We start from the raw sequence: 17137 nt of genomic DNA, 5'->3' as shown, positions 1-17137 counted from the left end.
CAGGCTGAACCGGAAGCTTCTCCCAGTTAAGCTCGCGCAGGTTCTTGAGCCCCTGGAACAGCCCGCAGTCGATAAGGATGCGGTGGCGCGCCGAGCGATGTCAAAGTCAGCATCGGTGTCCCTTTGCGGTTTTTAGGACAGGGAAGGTCCGGCTGCCGCCCAATCAGCACTGGGTCCAATCATGGTGTGGTGGGCGAGGTCGCCCGCGATCCGGACGTGCTGCCCGTTTGATCCTGGAACTCATATTGACGAGAATGGTGGAGATAGCCGTCGGTGGCGCGGATTCGGTCCGACAGGAGGCGTAGGCCATTCAGCACGACCAGAACGGTGCCGCCTTCGTGTCCGATCACCGCGAGCGGAAGCGGCAGGTCGAAGAACAGGCCGCCGGTCACAAGTACCAGCATGGCGCCGATCGCGAGGACGAGATTCTGTCGGATGATGACGGCCGTCCGCCGTGCAAGCCGGTGCGCATCGGCCAGCTTCTTCATGTCTTCCGACAGCAGGGCGACGTCGGCGGCCTGCAGTGCGACGTCCGACCCCGCCGCGCCCATGGCGATGCCGACGTCGGCGCGAGCCAATGCGGCGGCATCGTTGACGCCATCGCCGACGAAAGCGACCTTGCCATCACGCGCGAGGTCGCCGACCTGGAGCACCTTGTCCTGCGGCAGCATCTCGGCATGAACCTCGCCGGGCGCAAGGCCAAGTTCCGTACCGATGCGCAAGGCCACCGGCCTGCGGTCGCCGGTCATCATCACGATGCGGTTGACGCCACCGGCGCGAAGCGCGGCCAGCGCCGGGGCTGAGCTGGCTCTTGCTTCGTCCGCAACACTGACCGCCCCCAGAACGGTCGCACCGCGCCCAAGATAGACCACGGTCTGAGAACTGTCGGCGAGTTCACGGAACGCCGGATCATCGACGGAGGCGCCCATGTCCTCGACGAGGTGAGCGTTGCCGGCCCATATCGGGCCGAAGGAATCGTAGCCGACGATGCCGGCGCTCGGATGCGACGTAACGTCCACGACCGCCACCGGCTCAACGCCATGAACCAGGGCCTCACGACGGATGGCGGCAGCGATGTGATGCTCGGAATGCGCTTCCAGCCCGGCAAGGAGCGAAAGGAAACGGCGATCCTCACCATCCAGGGCGACAATGCGCGTAACCTCTGCACGTCCATTGGTCAGGGTCCCGGTCTTGTCGAACGCGAAGGTATCGACAGCGGCGAGCGTTTCGAGCGCACCGCCCCCCTTGAACAGCACGCCGCCTCGCGCCGCGGCGGAGAGCGCCGACAGGATCGCTGCCGGGACTGAGATGACGATCGCGCAGGGACTGGCGGCGACCAGGAGTGTCGCGGCCTTGTAGAGGGCCTGTTCCCAGTCGCGGCCAAGCCAATAGAAGACCGCAAGGGCCAGAGCGGAGCCCAGCAGGACACCGACCGTATAACGCTGGCCGAACCACGCGCTGAAGCGCTCGGACGGCGCCTTCGCTTCCTGCGCCTCGGTGACGAGCTGGATCATGCGCGCGATCGTGCTGTCGCCGACCGTCCTGGTGACGGTCACGTCAAGGACCCCGTCAAGATTGACGGTCGCCTCGAAAACCTGCTCGCCCGGTTCCTTGGAGACCGGCATCGACTCACCGGTGATATTGGCTTCGTCGATTCCGCCACGGCCATGCAGGATCACACCGTCGGTCGGCACGCGTGCGCCCGGACGCAGCACCACCACATCGCCGACGGCAAGCTCCGCAGCAGGAACCTCCACCGTGGTCCCGTCCTCTCCTTTGCGGAAAGCCGTCTCCGGCCGGAGCGCCATGAGCGCCTCAACAGCCCTGCGCGCGCGTCCCAATGCCTGGTGCTCAAGCGTGGTCGACACGCTGAACAACGTCAGCAACACCGCGCCTTCGAACGGCGCCCCGACGATCGCCGCCGCCACGGCCGCGACGACCATCAGAAGATCGATGTCGAGGATATGATCGCGCCACAACGCCGTCAGGGCGCTCCAGGTGGCGGGAAGCCCTCCGGCCAAATAGACCATCGCCAGACCGGGAGATCTTAGAATGGAAAGGCCTTCCGCCGGCGGCCAGGTCCCGGCGACGGCCAGCATCATCCCGAGGACCGCAATTGCCGACATGACGGTCTGGAAATCGAGCGACAGACGTTTCATCGTCACACCGCCCGGCCGATCACGGAGCCGATCAATGCGGTCGAGGCCATCGCGACAGCGCCCCAGAACACCACCCGGATAGTCGGTTTCCAGATGCTGGCGCCGCCCGCCCGTGCCCCGATTGCGCCGAGGATGGCAAGACCGATGAGGCAAGCAAGGGACACGGTCCATGCAGCCGTTCCGGCCGGCGCAAGCAGGGCGACGATCAACGGCAAAGCCGCACCCGCCGCAAACGTGACCGCCGAGGTCAGCGCAGCTTGAACCGGTCTTGCCATCACATGGCTCGCCAATCCGAGTTCATCCCGCGCATGGGCTTCGAAGGCATCCTTCGCCATCATCTGTTCGGCGACCTGCCGGGCCAGCTCTGGGGCCACGCCGCGCTGCTCGTAGATTGCCGCGAGTTCGGCCAACTCGGCCTCCGGCTGCGTCGCCAGCTCGTGCCGTTCCCGCGCCATGTCGGCTTCCTCGGTATCGGCCTGCGAACTGACCGACACATATTCGCCCGCCGCCATCGACATCGCCCCGGCCACCAGACCGGCAACACCGGCAACAAGGATCTCATGCGAGGCGTTGGTCGCCGCGGCGACACCGACGATCAGGCTCGACGTCGAGATCAACCCGTCATTGGCACCCAGTACAGCCGCCCGAAGCCAGCCTATCCGTTCGATGAGATGATTTTCCTTGTGAAGGGCGCGCATGAATGGTGCTCCGAGCAGTGATTGTGTGTGCAGCGGGATGATGCTGCGTCGACGCAACCTCATTCCGTGATGGAAGGAAAACGCAGAAAAATGTTCAGTTTAGAATTATTCTAACTAAAGGACTAATTCAAGATACAACCGGCCTTTGGAACCTCACTAGCCAACCACACGGTCTACGGCCATTGGGCGATCACCGGATCCCGGCAGGTCTGCGATCAAGACCAAGATCGCTCGCCCGCCGGACGACCCGGTGTCACCCACAGATAGACAGCTTCGAGGCTAAGCCTACTCGCAAGGCAACCATCGCTAGTCCAATTCCGTCTCCGGCGACGTACCGATGGTACTGCCATCGCCGAAGCGCTTGACGCTGCCATCGACGACCTCGAGCGTTGCGGGATCGATCTTCACCTTGAGGACGTTCCCGCTGGTGTCAGTGACCCGAAGTTCGTAGCAGCCATCGTCGATCTTCATCTTGTCGATGGTCCATCCGAAGTCGCCCGCAAGCTTCCCGAGAGCTTCGAAGGATTGCCTCTTCTGAGGCGGAACGTCGCACGCCTCTCCAGCAAACGCAGCCGTTGCCGGAAGCACCGCGAGCAATGCAAGCACTGCCAATGTCTTTCTCATGATTTCTTCTCCTGGGCTGTGTTGTCGATGGAGGAAATCATGCACAGAGGGACTGACGGGCTACTGAAGATCGGCAGAAATTGCCGTCAGCTTCCGGTCAGCAAACACCGCCATCGTTGCAGCGGAAAGATAATCGTTCTCACGGGCCCGTTTCGAAGCCGCGCCCTTCGCCTGCTTCTTCGTGGGTGACCCCGTCGCGGATGTGGTAGATGCGCCTGAAGGTGGGGATGATCTTTTCGTCGTGCGTGACGACGATGATCGCCGTTCCGAATTTCACGGCCATGTCGTTGAGGATCCGGATCACGGTCAACGCGCGCACACTGTCGAGCGGGGCGGTCGGCTCGTCGGCAAGAATGACAGGCGGCCGGTTGACCAATCCGCGCGCGATGGCAACGCGCTGTTGCTCGCCGCCGGAGAGCTGCGATGGCATCGCATCGGCTCGGTGCTCGACATCGAGTGCTTTTAGAAGCTCTCGCGCGCGTTGGCGTGATTCATGATTTGGGATGCCGGCAAGCATGGGAAGCAGGGCGACATTGTCGGTCACGTCCAAAAAGGGAATGAGGTAAGGCGCCTGGAAGACAAAACCGATCTTGTCGCGCCTCAACGCACGCAGATCGCGGATCTTCCATCCATCGTCATAGATCAGCTCGTCACCAAGGGTCATCCGCCCACCGCTCGGGTCGATGACCGCCCCCAGAGCTTTGAGTAAGGTACTCTTCCCAGAACCCGACGGTCCAATCAAACCGACGACCTCGCCGGGCGCGACCCGCATATTGACGTCTTTGAGGGCATCGACGGCGGTGGAGCCGCTGCCATATCGCTTGCGGATTTTCTCGATCAGTATCCCGCCGCCCATCTCAGCCACCGATCGCCTCGGCGGGGTCGACCTTCAACGCCATCCGGATCGCGACGATGCTGGCGAGCGCGCATATGGCGATGACAACGATAACGCCGATGATCGTATCGGCGGAAAGAAGAAGGACGAATTTCGGAAACAACGGCGCTGCAAAGGTCGCCGTGATCTTGCCAACGACGAAGCCGATCAGCCCGAGCACGATTGCCTGCTGCAGGATCATGGATGCGATCGTGCGATTGCGGGTACCGATCAGCTTCAGCACAGCGATCTCGCGTATCTTGTCCATTGTCAGTGTGTAGATGATGAAGGCGACGATCGCTGCGCTGACAACGGCCAGGATCGCGAGGAACATGCCGATCTGCTTGGCCGAGGTGGCGATCAGCTTACCGACCAGAATCTCCTCCATCTGCGGGCGGGTGTAGACCGTCAGTCGCTTCCACCTCGCGATGTCTGTCGCGATCCGGTCCTGGTCGTATCCCGGTTTGGTGCGCACCAGAACGGCGTTTACATAAGGGTTGCTGTTTTGCGAGGCGATGATGGCGTCCAGCAAGCCGGGAACGCCCGGCCGATTGAACTCGGGATTCTCGCTAGTGCGCCGGCGCTGACGGACAATGGAGTCGTTGTCCTTGAGGAATTGCGCTTCCTGCGCGTCCTTCAGCGGGATGAAGACCATCGGGTCGCCGCCCGACGACACCGTCCGTCGCGTCAAACCCACAACGGTAAAATGGTTCCTTCGGACAACGATCCTGTCTCCCAGAGAAAAACCAGTGGCGACATCGGCAACCGCCTCGTAGTGGCTGCGCGTGATGTGCCGCCCGGCGACAAGGAAGGGCGGTCGGCCAGGTGTCGCCATGTCCCCTGGCGCAACGCCCACCACCATGGATCGCACGTCGGAGGTTCCTTTGCGGACCTGCATTGTAAGATAAGTCACGTTGGCGGCTCGCTCGACACCGGGGATCGCCAGGATCATGCGGTAAATGTCATCGTTGATGCTCGAGGACTCGGCGTATGGACCGAGCGTGTTCTGCTGGACAACCCACATATCGGCGCCACTATTGTCGAGCAGCACCTTGCCGTCATCGACCATCCCCCGATAGACGCCTGCCATGGTGAAGGTCACACCGATCAGCAGACCCAGACCGACACCCGTGAAGACAAACTTCCCCCAGGAATGCAAAATGTCGCGTCCGGCAAGACTGATCATTTGAGGAGCTCCGCCGGATTGTCAGCGACACGAATGCGGCTCGTGCTGAGCAATTTCGAGGCGCTGTAGACGACAATCTCGTCGCCAATTTTCAGACCCTTCGTGATCTGCACGGTTCCTTCCAGGTCGGCAGCCCCCAGTTGGACAACCGTAAACCGGATCTTCCCACCTTCGATCTTCCAGACACCCAACTTGCCGCCGAGGTTCTGGACCGCGGCATTCGGAATGGTCGGCGAGGCGGCGATCTCGGGCAGGGCGACCGATACTTCGGCCAACTCGCCAATTGAGGGCAGCGGCACGGGAAGCGTGTCGAAGTTCACCTTTGCAAGATTTTCTTCCGTCACCGCATCCGCAAGGACTTCCACCCGCGCAACGCTTCCCGGTAATCCCTCGCCGGCGCGTGAGCGCAGCGCGATCGTGGCGGGCAAATCCTGCCGCAAGCCCGTGGCGGCAATCTGATCGAACCTGGCATTGATCCAGAGATTTTTTGGATCAATCATTTCCACGACCGATTGGCCTGCGACCACGGTCGTTCCCGGTTCTGCTTTTCTTGCGGAAACGACACCGTCTACCGGCGCAAGCAGAACCAGGTTCTCCCGCTGCTTGACCAGACCGTCACGGTCGGCGCGGTTACGATGGAGATCCTGCTGCGAAGCGAGAAGATTGGACTGAGCGGCCGAGAGAGCGGCCTGCGCCACCTCGCTCTCTTGCCGCTTCGTTTCGACTGCGACCTCACTCACGGCGCGGGTCTTCCAGAGTTCTTCATACCGCTTCGCCTGAGCAAGTGCGTAATCCTTGCGCGTCCTGGTATCGACCACCTGCGCTTCGGCGACTTTGATCGACGCTTCCGCTCGGCCGATCGCCGCTTCAAGTGCCGCGATGCGGGCATCAAGGTCTACCGGGTCCATTTCGGCCAGGGTCTGGCCGGATCGAACCTGATCACCCACATCAACAAGAATCCTGCCGATACGTCCCGCGCTGGTGGGGCCGATCTTGTAGGAGAAACGCGCTTCGACAGTGCCAATGCCGAACAACGCCGGTGAAATCGAACGGGCCTCGACGACGGCAGTCGTAACGGACACCGGCGCGAGAGGGCCGGAGCGCAGGACCACATAGCCAAACAAGGCCGCGGTCACAGCTCCAACGCCAATGAGCAACAGTGTGCGGCGCTGCAATGAAGGCAGTTTCATCGACCTGCCTCCAGGCAAATCTGCGTCATTGAATGATCTGCGATGGGGGTGACGCGCCTCGCTGACGTCGTCTTGATCGAGCGAACGGGAGATTTCGTCGCCGAGGAATGCCGATCGATCATCTCGGCACCTCGACAGCGCGCCGATACAACGCAAAAACACCTGGGGCGATTGCACGTATCTGCGCAACATCGCCAACTAGCAGGGATTGCATGACAAGACCCTGGATCGCCCCGATGAAGAGCGCTACGGCGGCCTTGTCATCCAGCGTGTCGGCGAATTCACCCTGCTCCTTGCCGTCCGCGATGAGCCGCCCGAGACGCTCGCCGTAGCGTTGGATCAAAGTATGCGCCATTCGCTTGGCAAGGGTCTGCTCCGCGCGCTGCAGTTCGCCGAACAGCATCCTGGGCACACCGGGATGTTCCATGATGAACTCGATATGCGCGAAGAATGCCGCTTCCAGTGCGTCAATCGGAGAGGACGTCGCGGACGTGGCCTTGTCGATGCGCGCCAGAAGGCGCTCCGCTACCCACTCCATAACCGCCTGAAGAATGGCGTCCTTCGATGGGAAGTGCCTGAACAAGGCGCCTTGTGTCACACCCATGCGCTGCGCGATCGCTCCGGTCGTAATGTCCGCAGGGTTTTGTTCGGCCGCCAGATCGATGACGGTCTCGACGGTCACCCTGCGTCGTTCTGGAGCTGAGAGGTTGGTCGAGCGCGGCATCAGCGGTTACCCCAAAGATAGTAATTAATTACTATCTTACAATTTAGACCATTTTTCAAGAGGCTATGCAAGCGCCGATCATTTCAGCGCCACATAGATCGCCGGAATGACGAGCACCGTGAGAAGCGTCGAGGAGACGAGACCGAACAGCAGCGCGATGGCGAGCCCCTGGAAAATCGGGTCGGTCAGGATCACGCCCGCGCCGATCATCGCGGCGAGCGCGGTCAGCAGGATCGGCTTGAAGCGGACGGAGCCGGCCTCAAGCAGTACATCGACCATTGGCCTGCCCTGCCCCCCGGAATGGCGGATGAAATCCACCAGCAGGATCGAATTGCGCACGATGATGCCGGCAAGCGCGATGAACCCGATCATCGAGGTTGCCGTGAACGGCGCCGCGAACAGCCAATGCCCGAGCATGATGCCGATGAAGGTGAGCGGGATCGGCGTCAGGATGACCAGCGGAAGCTTGAACGAGCCGAACTGCGCGACCACAAGGATATAGATGCCGAGGATCGCCACCATGAACGCCGCGCCCATGTCGCGGAAAGTAACCCAAGTCACCTCCCACTCGCCATCCCAGAGCAGGATCGGGCGGGTTTCGTCATCGGGCTGACCGTGGAGCGCGATCACCGGCTTCGGAACATTGCCCCAATCCGCCTTGGAAATCGCATCGTTCACGGCGAGCATGCCGTAGATCGGCGCTTCGTAAGCGCCGGCAAGCTCTGCCATGACCATCTCCGCCGCCCGGCCATTGTGCCGGAAGACAGGATACGATGCCGGCTGCTCGGAGACCGACACGACGTCGCCGAGTTCGACGACACCAAGGCCCGCCGGCAGCGCGTTGGCCGGGACCGGCGTGGTGAGCGCGCGTTCGTCGATCACCTTCTCACCCTTCGGCAGGGCGATGCGGATCGGGATCGGCTGACGGCCGCCGCCGCGATGCGAATAGCCGACCGTGGTGCCGCCATAGAGATAACGCAACGTGTCATAGACGTCGGACTGCTCGACCCGATAATAATCGAGATTGTCCTGGTCGATCGCGACACGCATACGCTGCGGCTGATTGTGGTAGCTGTCGTCGACGTCAACGATGAAGGGCACGCTCTTGAAGGCCTCGCGAACCTTTCCGGCGACGGCACGGCGCGTCTCGGCGTCCGGTCCGTATATCTCAGCCAGCAGCGTCCCCAGCACAGGCGGGCCAGGCGGCGGTTCCACCACTTTCGCCACTGTTCCCTGCGGCAGCGCAAGGCCCTCGAGGCGCTTGCGAATATCAAGGGCGATCGCATGGCTCGCGCGGCCGCGCGAGCCTTTGGGCAGAAGGTTGACGACGATATCGCCCTGCTGCGGTTCGGCGCGCAGATAATAGTGCCGCACCAATCCATTGAAGTCGAAAGGTGACGCTGTTCCGGCATAGGTCTGGAAGGATACGATCTCCGGCATGTCGCCCAGCCGCTCCACCATTTGCTGCAATGTCCGGTCCGTATCCTCGACCGAAGAGCCCTTGGGCAGGTCGACGATCACTTGAAGGTTGGTCTTGTTGTCGAAGGGCAGCAGCTTGACGGTGACGTGCTTGGTGTAGAGAAGGCCAAGCGACGCGATCGTGGCCATGCCGACGACCAGCAGGAACGCCCAGGCCCGGGCGCGGCTCCGCAGGACAGGCCGCGCGACCATCGCGTAAATTCTGCCGAGACGCCCTCCATCGGCCGCGGCATGAGCGTGTCCGCGCACTGCCTCCTTCCGGCCGAGCTTCATCATCAGCCAGGGCGTAAGGATCACCGCGACGAAGAAAGAGAACAGCATCGCTGCCGAGGCGTTCGCCGGGATCGGGCTCATATAGGGTCCCATCATCCCCGACACGAACAACATCGGAAGGAGCGCAGCCACGACGGTCAGCGTGGCGACGATGGTCGGGTTGCCGACCTCGGCAACGGCGTCGACAGCGGCCGCGCTGCGCGATCGGCCGTCCTGCATGGCCCAGTGGCGGGCGATGTTCTCGATGACGACGATGGCGTCGTCGACCAGGATGCCGATCGAAAAGATCAGGGCGAACAGGCTGACACGGTTCAGCGTATAGCCCATGAGCCAGGACGCGAAGAGCGTGAGCAGGATGGTGATCGGAATGACGACCGCGACCACCATCGCCTCGCGCAAGCCGATGGCAATGGCGACCAGGAAGACGATCGAGACGGTTGCGAGCCCAAGATGGAACAGGAGCTCGTTCGCCTTCTCGTTGGCGGTCTCGCCGTAATCGCGCGTGACCGTCATCTCGACATCCTTCGGAAAGATCTGGCCGCGGGTCTGCTCCAGACGCTTTACGATATCATCGGCAATGACCACGGCATTGGTGCCTGGCCTCTTGGCGATCGCAAGAGAAACCGCCGGAACCCTTTGCAGCCCATCTGCTGTCGAACGGACATCGGTGACACGGGCCTCCGCCGGCGAGGTGGCAAGGACCGTTTTTGCGACATCGCGCACATAGACGGGCCTGCCGTCGCGCGCGGTGAGAAGGATGTTGCCAATTTCGGAGAGCTCCTGCAGCGTCTGCCCGGCAACAATCGCGCGCTGCTGGCCGCCTTCGCGCACCGTGCCGACGCGGAAGGAACGGTTTGCCCCCTCGATCTTGGCGGCGAGTTGCTGAAGGGTGATGCCATAGAGCGAGAGCTTTTCCGGATCTGGCTCGACCTCGAACTGCTCGGGCTGCTCGCCAGCGATATAGGTGAGGCCGATATCAGGCAGCTTGGCGACCTCGACCTGCAGCTCGCGCGCCAGCCTTGTCAGCCCGTTGGCGGTCCAGTGCCCGGCGCTCTTCTGTGTTGGCCGCAGCGTAACGACGACGATCGCCACATCGTCGATCCCGCGTCCTACGATCAGCGGATCGGGAATGCCGACGGGGATGCGGTCCATGTTCGCCCGGACCTTCTCATGCACCCGCAGGATCGCGGCATCGGCATTGGTGCCGACCTTAAACCGCGCCGTGACGAGCGCACCATCATCCTCGGTCTGGGAATAGACGTGTTCGACGCCGTCGATCGCTTTGACGATGGTCTCGAGCGGTTCGGTTACGAGCTTGACCGCATCCTCGGTCTTCAAGCCGTTCGCCTGTACGCGGATATCGACCATCGGCACCGAGATCTGCGGCTCCTCCTCGCGCGGCAACGATACCAGTGCAACCAGCCCCAGGACGAAGGCGGCCAGCAAGAAGAGCGGCGTTAGCGGCGAGCCGATGAAGGCACGGGTCAAGCCACCGGCCAGACCGAGATTAAGTCTTGGCGGCGTCATGGCAGCACGATCCGATCGCCGTCATGAAGGCCGGTGAGGATTTCGATGCGGGGCTGGCCGTTATCTTCGAAACGCTCGCCGATGATGACAGCCACATCGATCGCGCCCCCTATTCCAGCGACACGTACGTAGTCGATCCCATGCAGCGTCCGCACCGCTTCCGGCGGCACAGCAAGCACGGAGCGCTTGCCCACCGGGATCGATACGAGGGTCCTCTCATTGACGAAATAATCGCCGATGCCGGCGACCTCGACATCGGCGGTGACACGTCCATCGACGATTTCTGGGTAGACCTTGACGATCCGACCCGGAAGCCTCGTTTCGGATTGATCCGGCGACCGTTTCAGGCCGCGCTCGCCGACTGTGACATTTGCTCCCTGCACGATATCGGCCGCATGGCGCTCCGGCAGAGAAAGACGCAGATAGTAGGGGCCGGGAGCAATGCGCGCGATCTCCTCGCCCGGCAGGACGACCGAGCCGAGCGTCACCGGCACGGTCAGGACACGGCCTGTGGCAGGCGCGACAACGGTGCCTTCCCGAGTGCTTTGTTCGATAACGGTCTTGTCGGCCCGAGCCGCCACCACCTGATTGGTCGCCACCTCGAACTGCATTCTGGCCTGATCGAGGCTGGCTTGCGTACCGGCGCCGCTTGCCCTCAATTGCTGCGCCCGCTCGAGTTGCAATTTGGTATTGTCGAGTTGGGAACTGAGAGCATCGATTTTGGCCTGGGCGGCGTCGAGTTGGAGCGAGAGCTTGTCATCGACGATGACAGCGATGGCGTCGCCTTCCTTGACCTCGTCCCCCTGGCTGACGCGCAGTTCGCGCACCGAGCCGCCGGTGCGAACCCGCGCCGGCAGCACGATACGGCTCTCGACCTGCCCGAACACAGCCTTCATGTTCGGAACAGTCGTCGTTTTCACGATGAAGTCGGCTGCGTATGCGCCATGGCTCGTAAAAGCCACGAGCAGGGCGAGCATTGCCGCGCGAGGGTAAGGGGTCGGACGATACATGAAGGGATTGCTTCCAAAGAAGACCGGCGTTCCACGCGACGGTCGTTAAAAAGAAAACCTGACGGCTATTTGAACGCGACACCCGCCGGACAGCCGAGCTTCCTGAACAGGATCGCCGCAGGGCAAAACCCGGTGAGCGACGATTGGATCAGATTGAAACCGACGAAGACGTTCAGCAGATACCACCATGGTGAGACATAGAAGCCGAGCGCGAGGGACAGCAGGACCATGCAGCCGGCAAACATCAATACGGCGCGATCGATCGTCATTTTGAATACTCCAGTGTGTTTGAAACCGAGGGGTGTGACCTACTCGGCGGTTTCGATGCGGATATCCTTCAGCTTCCCGACGCCCAGCATGTTGAGCACGAGATTTTCGTAGAACGTGTCGGCCTTGCCCTGCCGCACCTTGAGCAGGAAGTATTTCTCAAACCCGATCTTGGCGGCATGGACCCATTTGCCGCGTGACGCCCAGTTCACGTTGCGCGGGGGAATTTGCGGCTGCGCGACGAAGGCAATGCCATCATCGCCAAAATCGGCGAGACAGACCGCGTTCCAGGTCGCGACGGCCCTTGGCTCCTCACCCTTCAGCAGAGCGGCAATATTTTCGGCCGTCGCTGTCACCATGGATTCGATCATGAAGCCGGTCTTCGGCACGCCGACCGCGAGCGGGCTCTTGCCGACCGGCGGAATGGCAACGCAGACCCCGATGCCGAAGACATTCGGGAAAGCCGGATTGCGCTGGTGCTTGTCTATGACGACGAAACCGCGCGGATTGGTCAGCCCTTCTATACCAGCGATCGCCGGCACACCGCGGAAGGCCGGCAGCATCATCGAGAAGGCGAAGGGCAGTTCGTGGGTTGCCTTGACGGTGCCATCGTCGTGGACCTCTTCGGCGATCAGCTTGCCAGGCTCGACCGTCGTCGTCCGGGCATTGGTGATCCACTTGATATGACGTTCGCGCAAGGCGCTTTCGAGCAGCCCCTTGGTGTCGCCAACGCCATCAAGCCCGAGATGGCCGATATAGGGCTCGGGCGTGACGAAGGTTATCGGAACCTGATCCCGCACCCGCGCATTGCGCAGCGCCGTGTCGAGGATGAAGGCATACTCGTAGGCCGGACCGTAGCAGGAGGCGCCTTGCACAGCTCCAACGACGATGGGACCGGGCCGTTTCACCAGTGCGTCGAATGCGGTCTTCGCTTGGGTCGCATGGCCGATCTGGCAGATGGATTGGGTATGAGCATCGGGTCCCAGGCCCGGCACCTCATCGAAGGCAAGGGCGGGGCCGGTAGCAATGATCAGGAAGTCATAATCGAGAAGGGAGCCGTCATTGAGTTCGACGCGGTTTTGCGCGGGCTGGACCCGACGTGCTCCCTCGGGCCTGAGTGCGATTCCATGCTGCTTCAGAACGGGAACGAGATCGACGGTTATGTCCTGCGGCTGCCGCCAGCCAACCGCGACCCATGGATTGGAAGGAACGAAGGAATAGCTGGAGCCGAGATTGACGACGGTCAGGCGATCTTCACGCCGGAGCTTGCGTTTCATCTCATAGGCCATGATGATTCCACCGAGGCCTGCGCCGAGAATGACAATATGAGTCATGGCTTTCGCTCCGCTGTTTCTATGATGGGTCTGCCCACTTCTGGTTGCCGGAGGCCATTCAATTCAGACGCTTCCAGGCTTTATGGCTTGCATCTAACATTCAAAGGTTTTAAATTCAAGAGTATGAATGTAGAGGAAATGATACCGGCCGCCGAAAAGGCCGCCGAATTGATGCGCAGTCTGTCGCACCCCCAGCGGCTGCTCGTTCTGTGCGCGCTGGTCGATGGTGAACGATCGGTCGCCGAACTGCGACAAGGACTGGCAATCGAACAAGTGCCGATGTCGCAACAACTTATGCGGTTGAGAGCGGACGGGCTGGTCGAGGCGCGGCGCGAGGGAACGACTGTCTATTACTCGATTGTCCGACCGGAAATCCTGACTGTCGTGCAGGCTTTGCACGACGCGTTCTGCCCGCCGAACAGAGGCAAGTAGCCGCGAAACGGTCGTGCGAATGGAGGAAATGATGGTGGAGCAGCGAACGGCAACCCAGTTCGAGAAAAGCGATCCCGGCACGCCGGATCGACCATCCTTCCTTCCAGACCTTCGACGCATTTGCCTTGCGCTGCCGAACAAGGATGAAGCTGCGGCTTTCCTGAAACTACTCGCAAACGACAAGCGCTTGCTCATTCTTGACTACCTGCTGACAGGTGATGAGCGCTCGGTAGAAGAAATCGGGATCGACCTCGATATCAGGCAACCATCGCTCTCGCAGCATCTGGCGAAACTTCGTAACGCGGGATTCGTTCGCCCGCGTCGCGATGGGCGACATATCCTTTACAGTATTCCTGACGATCCTTCGATCGTGCGCTCTTTGAGAGGCATTGATCAATTGCTGCGACAGAAACATCAATGATAGCCAGTGGCATTCGAAACAGGCCGCACGGCTACCCTTTACCCATTTGGCGCCCACGTCTTTTCAAGTTTCAAGCCCCCGCAAACGGCAGAATTGATGAGTTTGAAGCGTGCCGCCACGACCTTGATCCCCGTCAATGTGGAGGGAGGGTGACCGGCATTTTCTGGGGTCCCTGCCCGAGCCCGTCACCGGTAAACAACCTTCGGCAGAAGGCAGCGCCCAACTGATTCAAGATCGGGATGGCCGGCTATGGTGAGGATCCAGCGCGGCATGGCGATCTCCTTTACGGATATCATCAACCATTGCCGCGCACATGCCTTATGCGGGTCAAAGACTACGCTTTGCGTTGCCATGGTGGCGCTCGTGCGCGAAGAACCAGTGCTTTGCCGTTTCCGAAGCCGCCAGGTAGGCAAACGTGATCGTGACCAGGCCACCAAGAACCGGTGAAGGCAATGCAACGAAGCCAAACCAGCCCACACCCGGCAAATAGGGAATTGCAAGTGCGAGGAGCCCGATGACCAGTGTCAGACCGGAGAGCAACTTGCTCGGCCGACTGCGCCAGAAGGAGACCCGGGTACGCACGACCAATACGATAGCAAGCTGCGTAATCAGCGATTCGACAAACCAGCCCGTCTGGAAGAGTTCAGCCGTTGCCCTCGCGACAAACAGCAGGAAGGCGAAGGTCACGAAGTCAAAGAGTGAACTGACCAGCCCGAAGGTCACCATGAAGCGGCGCACGAAGGCGATGTCCCAGCGCCGGGGCGTTCGCACCTGATCGGGATCGACATTGTCGGTGGCGATGGCGAGCGAGGGCATGTCCGCCAGGAAATTGTTGAGCAGGATCTGCGGCGCGAGCAGCGGCAAGAACGGAAGGGCAAGCGAAGCGAAGGCCATCGAGACCATGTTGCCGAAATTCGCACTGGTGGTGATGGAGATGTATTTCATCGTGTTGGCGAAGGTTTTCCGGCCATCATCGACCCCGCGCAGCAACACGCCGAGGTCGCGTTGCAGCAGGATCATGTCGGCGGCCTCGCGCGCCACGTCCACCGCGCCGTCCACGGAAATGCCGACATCGGCCTCGTGCAGGGCGGGCGCGTCGTTGATGCCGTCGCCGAGATAGCCGACCACGTGACCGTGCCCGCGCAACGCCGCGATGATGCGCTCCTTCTGGTTCGGGTCGATCTCGGCGAAGATGTCGTTCTGCGTGACGCGGCGGACGAGCGCCTCCTTGGTCAGGCTGTGCACCTCCTCTCCCGTCAGGATGCGGCGATGCGGCAGGCCGACGATCTCGGCCAGATGGGCGGCGACATGGCGGTTGTCGCCGGTGATGACCTTCACCCTGATGCCGCGCACGGCGATGGCCTTCAGCGTTTCCGCCATGCCCGCCTTGGGCGGATCGAGGAAGAGCAGGAAGCCGGCAAAGGCAAGCCCCGCCTCGTCCTCGGCTCGATAGGCATCCTTCCGCGCAAAACGCTGCACGGCGAGCCCGAGCACGCGATAGCCCTTCCCGCTCCAGGCTCGCACCGTCTCGTCGATCCTGGCAGCCTGCACCTCGTCAAGGGGAACAGTCGCGCCGGCCTCCATCACGGACGAGCAGGCGGCGACGACGGTCTGCACCGCCCCCTTGCAGATCACGAGATCCTCCGCCTCGCCCGGCCGGCGGACGACGACCGAAAGCCTCTTGCGAATGAAGTCGTAGGGGATCTCGTCCGCCTTGATATAGCCGGCAAGGTCGTCTTCCGGCCGCTTACCGGCGGCGATGGCCTCGTCGAGCGGGTTCGCCATACCGGTCTGGAGGGTAGCGTTGAGGAGTGCCCAGAGCCGCACCTCCTGCGCCTCGGCCCCGGCAACGTCGAGGCAGGCGTCGAGATGGATGACGCCCTCGGTGAGGGTGCCGGTCTTGTCCGTGCACAGGATGTCCATACTGCCGAGATTCTCGATGGCCTCCAGCCGGCGCACGATGACGCCGTTCGCCGCCATGGTACGGGCGCCCCTCGCCAGCGTCACGCTGATGATCGCCGGCAGCAGCTCCGGCGTCAGCCCCACGGCGAGCGCCAGCGAGAACAGCAGCGAATCCACCGCCGGCCGGTGCAGCAGAAGATTGGCGAAGAAGACGAGGATGACGATGACCAGCATGATCCTCGTCATGAGATAGCCGAAGCGGCGGATGCCCCGCGCGAACTCCGTCTCCGGCGCGACATGCGCGATGGCCGCGGCGATGGCCGCGAATTCCGTCTGCCCGCCCGTCTTCACCACGGCCATCGTCGCCGTCCCGCTGCGCACGGAAGTGCCGGTGAAGGCCGTGTTCGTGCGTTGGCTGACCGTCGCCGCCGGCGGGCACACGCCTGCAGTCTTGACCACCGGAAAGGTCTCGCCCGTCAGCGCAGCCTCACTGACATTGAGCTCGCGCGTCTCCAGAAAAATGCCGTCGGCCGGGATAAGATTTCCCGCCGAGAGCCGGACGATATCGCCGGGCACGACCTCCTCGACAGAGATCGACGTCTCCCTGCCGTCGCGCAACACGAGGACCTTGCGCCCGATGCGCGCGGTCAGAGCCTCCATCGCACGCGAGGCGCCATATTCCTGCGTGAAGGAGAGGATGCAGCTCGCCAGCACGATGACGGCGATGATCGCCGCCTCGCTTCCCTCCCCGACAACGGCCGAGACGCCCGCCGCGAAGATGAGGATCAGCACCAGCGGGCTGCGGAACTGACGCAGGAAAGCCGCGATGGCCGAGGCGCCGCGCCGTGCGTGGATCGCGTTGTCGCCGAAGGCGGCAAGACGCGCCGTCGCCTCGTCCGAAGAAAGGCCGTCCGCGCGGCTTTCCAGCCCGGTGAGAAGCGTGTCGGCGGGGATAGACCAATACGCGGCATCCACGGTCTTCGGTGAGAACGTTTCCGGCTGCATATGCATGTCTCCGCTCCTGGCCGCCCCGATTG

14 protein-coding genes are annotated in these 17137 nt (G+C 62.1%); 2 read left to right on the top strand and 12 right to left on the bottom strand.

Annotated elements, in window-relative coordinates; translation table 11 throughout:
* Nucleotides 1–179: 179 nt before the first annotated feature.
* From AB3G45_RS08345 to AB3G45_RS08295, 11 genes are all read right to left on the bottom strand, one after another.
* Entirely contained in the window at nt 180–2159 is a 1980-nt protein-coding gene (locus AB3G45_RS08345) for a cation-translocating P-type ATPase (protein WP_023513020.1), read from the bottom strand.
* A 2-nt stretch (nt 2160–2161) separates the two neighbouring features.
* Nucleotides 2162–2857, bottom strand: coding sequence for a VIT family protein (locus tag AB3G45_RS08340; RefSeq protein WP_023513021.1), 696 nt, complete (start codon nt 2855–2857; stop codon nt 2162–2164).
* Between the two features lie 306 nt (nt 2858–3163).
* Entirely contained in the window at nt 3164–3481 is a 318-nt protein-coding gene (locus tag AB3G45_RS08335; RefSeq protein ID WP_023513022.1) for a PepSY domain-containing protein, read from the bottom strand.
* A gap of 139 nt (nt 3482–3620) precedes the next feature.
* The gene (locus tag AB3G45_RS08330) at nt 3621–4337 is read right to left on the bottom strand and encodes an ABC transporter ATP-binding protein (protein ID WP_024271190.1); all 717 of its coding nucleotides are present in this window, start codon (nt 4335–4337) and stop codon (nt 3621–3623) included.
* A gap of 1 nt (nt 4338) precedes the next feature.
* A complete protein-coding gene (locus AB3G45_RS08325) occupies nt 4339–5541 on the bottom strand; it encodes an ABC transporter permease (RefSeq protein WP_023513024.1) in 1203 nt (400 codons plus the stop codon).
* Nucleotides 5538–6731, bottom strand: coding sequence for an efflux RND transporter periplasmic adaptor subunit (locus AB3G45_RS08320; RefSeq protein WP_023513025.1), 1194 nt, complete (start codon nt 6729–6731; stop codon nt 5538–5540). Before AB3G45_RS08320 ends, AB3G45_RS08325 begins: the two co-directional genes overlap by 4 nt.
* Before the next feature lie 118 nt (nt 6732–6849).
* The gene (locus AB3G45_RS08315; RefSeq protein ID WP_023513026.1) at nt 6850–7455 is read right to left on the bottom strand and encodes a TetR/AcrR family transcriptional regulator; all 606 of its coding nucleotides are present in this window, start codon (nt 7453–7455) and stop codon (nt 6850–6852) included.
* A gap of 78 nt (nt 7456–7533) precedes the next feature.
* Nucleotides 7534–10734 (bottom strand): efflux RND transporter permease subunit, encoded by a 3201-nt coding sequence (locus tag AB3G45_RS08310; protein ID WP_160787989.1) that lies wholly within the window; start codon nt 10732–10734, stop codon nt 7534–7536.
* Nucleotides 10731–11744: an efflux RND transporter periplasmic adaptor subunit gene (locus AB3G45_RS08305; protein ID WP_210234715.1), complete on the bottom strand. Its 1014-nt coding sequence runs from the start codon at nt 11742–11744 to the stop codon at nt 10731–10733. The genes AB3G45_RS08310 and AB3G45_RS08305 overlap by 4 nt, the downstream gene beginning before the upstream one ends.
* Before the next feature lie 65 nt (nt 11745–11809).
* Nucleotides 11810–12013 (bottom strand): DUF2892 domain-containing protein, encoded by a 204-nt coding sequence (locus tag AB3G45_RS08300; protein WP_050746441.1) that lies wholly within the window; start codon nt 12011–12013, stop codon nt 11810–11812.
* 39 nt (nt 12014–12052) lie between these two features.
* On the bottom strand, nt 12053–13345 hold the full coding sequence (locus AB3G45_RS08295) for an NAD(P)/FAD-dependent oxidoreductase (RefSeq protein WP_160787990.1): 1293 nt from the start codon (nt 13343–13345) through the stop codon (nt 12053–12055).
* Nucleotides 13346–13468: 123 nt separating this feature from the next.
* Here AB3G45_RS08295 and AB3G45_RS08290 point away from each other — a divergent pair, with 123 nt between their 5' ends.
* A complete protein-coding gene (locus AB3G45_RS08290) occupies nt 13469–13777 on the top strand; it encodes a helix-turn-helix transcriptional regulator (RefSeq protein WP_050746442.1) in 309 nt (102 codons plus the stop codon).
* Between the two features lie 19 nt (nt 13778–13796).
* Nucleotides 13797–14198, top strand: a complete 402-nt coding sequence (locus AB3G45_RS08285) for an ArsR/SmtB family transcription factor (protein WP_367830126.1) — start codon at nt 13797–13799, stop codon at nt 14196–14198.
* A 327-nt stretch (nt 14199–14525) separates the two neighbouring features.
* On the opposite strand, the gene mgtA is transcribed toward AB3G45_RS08285, so the two are convergent.
* Entirely contained in the window at nt 14526–17111 is a 2586-nt protein-coding gene (gene mgtA / locus AB3G45_RS08280) for a magnesium-translocating P-type ATPase (RefSeq protein WP_367830125.1), read from the bottom strand.
* Nucleotides 17112–17137 lie beyond the last annotated feature (26 nt).

It is taken from the genome of Shinella sp. S4-D37 (assembly GCF_040812195.1).
Lineage (GTDB): Bacteria > Pseudomonadota > Alphaproteobacteria > Rhizobiales > Rhizobiaceae > Shinella.
This window is presented reverse-complemented; position numbering and strand designations above follow the sequence as displayed.

Bases quoted from the DNA above. Each gene is read 5' to 3' on its own strand.
- mgtA (WP_367830125.1), bottom strand. From the start codon at position 17,111: ATGCATATGCAGCCGGAAACGTTCTCACCGAAGACCGTGGATGCCGCG.
- AB3G45_RS08315 (WP_023513026.1), bottom strand. From the start codon at position 7,455: ATGCCGCGCTCGACCAACCTCTCAGCTCCAGAACGACGCAGGGTGACC.
- AB3G45_RS08325 (WP_023513024.1), bottom strand. From the start codon at position 5,541: ATGATCAGTCTTGCCGGACGCGACATTTTGCATTCCTGGGGGAAGTTT.
- AB3G45_RS08340 (WP_023513021.1), bottom strand. From the start codon at position 2,857: ATGCGCGCCCTTCACAAGGAAAATCATCTCATCGAACGGATAGGCTGG.
- AB3G45_RS08295 (WP_160787990.1), bottom strand. From the start codon at position 13,345: ATGACTCATATTGTCATTCTCGGCGCAGGCCTCGGTGGAATCATCATG.
- AB3G45_RS08290 (WP_050746442.1), top strand. From the start codon at position 13,469: ATGAATGTAGAGGAAATGATACCGGCCGCCGAAAAGGCCGCCGAATTG.
- AB3G45_RS08345 (WP_023513020.1), bottom strand. From the start codon at position 2,159: ATGAAACGTCTGTCGCTCGATTTCCAGACCGTCATGTCGGCAATTGCG.
- AB3G45_RS08330 (WP_024271190.1), bottom strand. From the start codon at position 4,337: ATGGGCGGCGGGATACTGATCGAGAAAATCCGCAAGCGATATGGCAGC.
- AB3G45_RS08285 (WP_367830126.1), top strand. From the start codon at position 13,797: ATGGAGGAAATGATGGTGGAGCAGCGAACGGCAACCCAGTTCGAGAAA.
- AB3G45_RS08310 (WP_160787989.1), bottom strand. From the start codon at position 10,734: ATGACGCCGCCAAGACTTAATCTCGGTCTGGCCGGTGGCTTGACCCGT.
- AB3G45_RS08305 (WP_210234715.1), bottom strand. From the start codon at position 11,744: ATGTATCGTCCGACCCCTTACCCTCGCGCGGCAATGCTCGCCCTGCTC.
- AB3G45_RS08335 (WP_023513022.1), bottom strand. From the start codon at position 3,481: ATGAGAAAGACATTGGCAGTGCTTGCATTGCTCGCGGTGCTTCCGGCA.
- AB3G45_RS08320 (WP_023513025.1), bottom strand. From the start codon at position 6,731: ATGAAACTGCCTTCATTGCAGCGCCGCACACTGTTGCTCATTGGCGTT.
- AB3G45_RS08300 (WP_050746441.1), bottom strand. From the start codon at position 12,013: ATGACGATCGATCGCGCCGTATTGATGTTTGCCGGCTGCATGGTCCTG.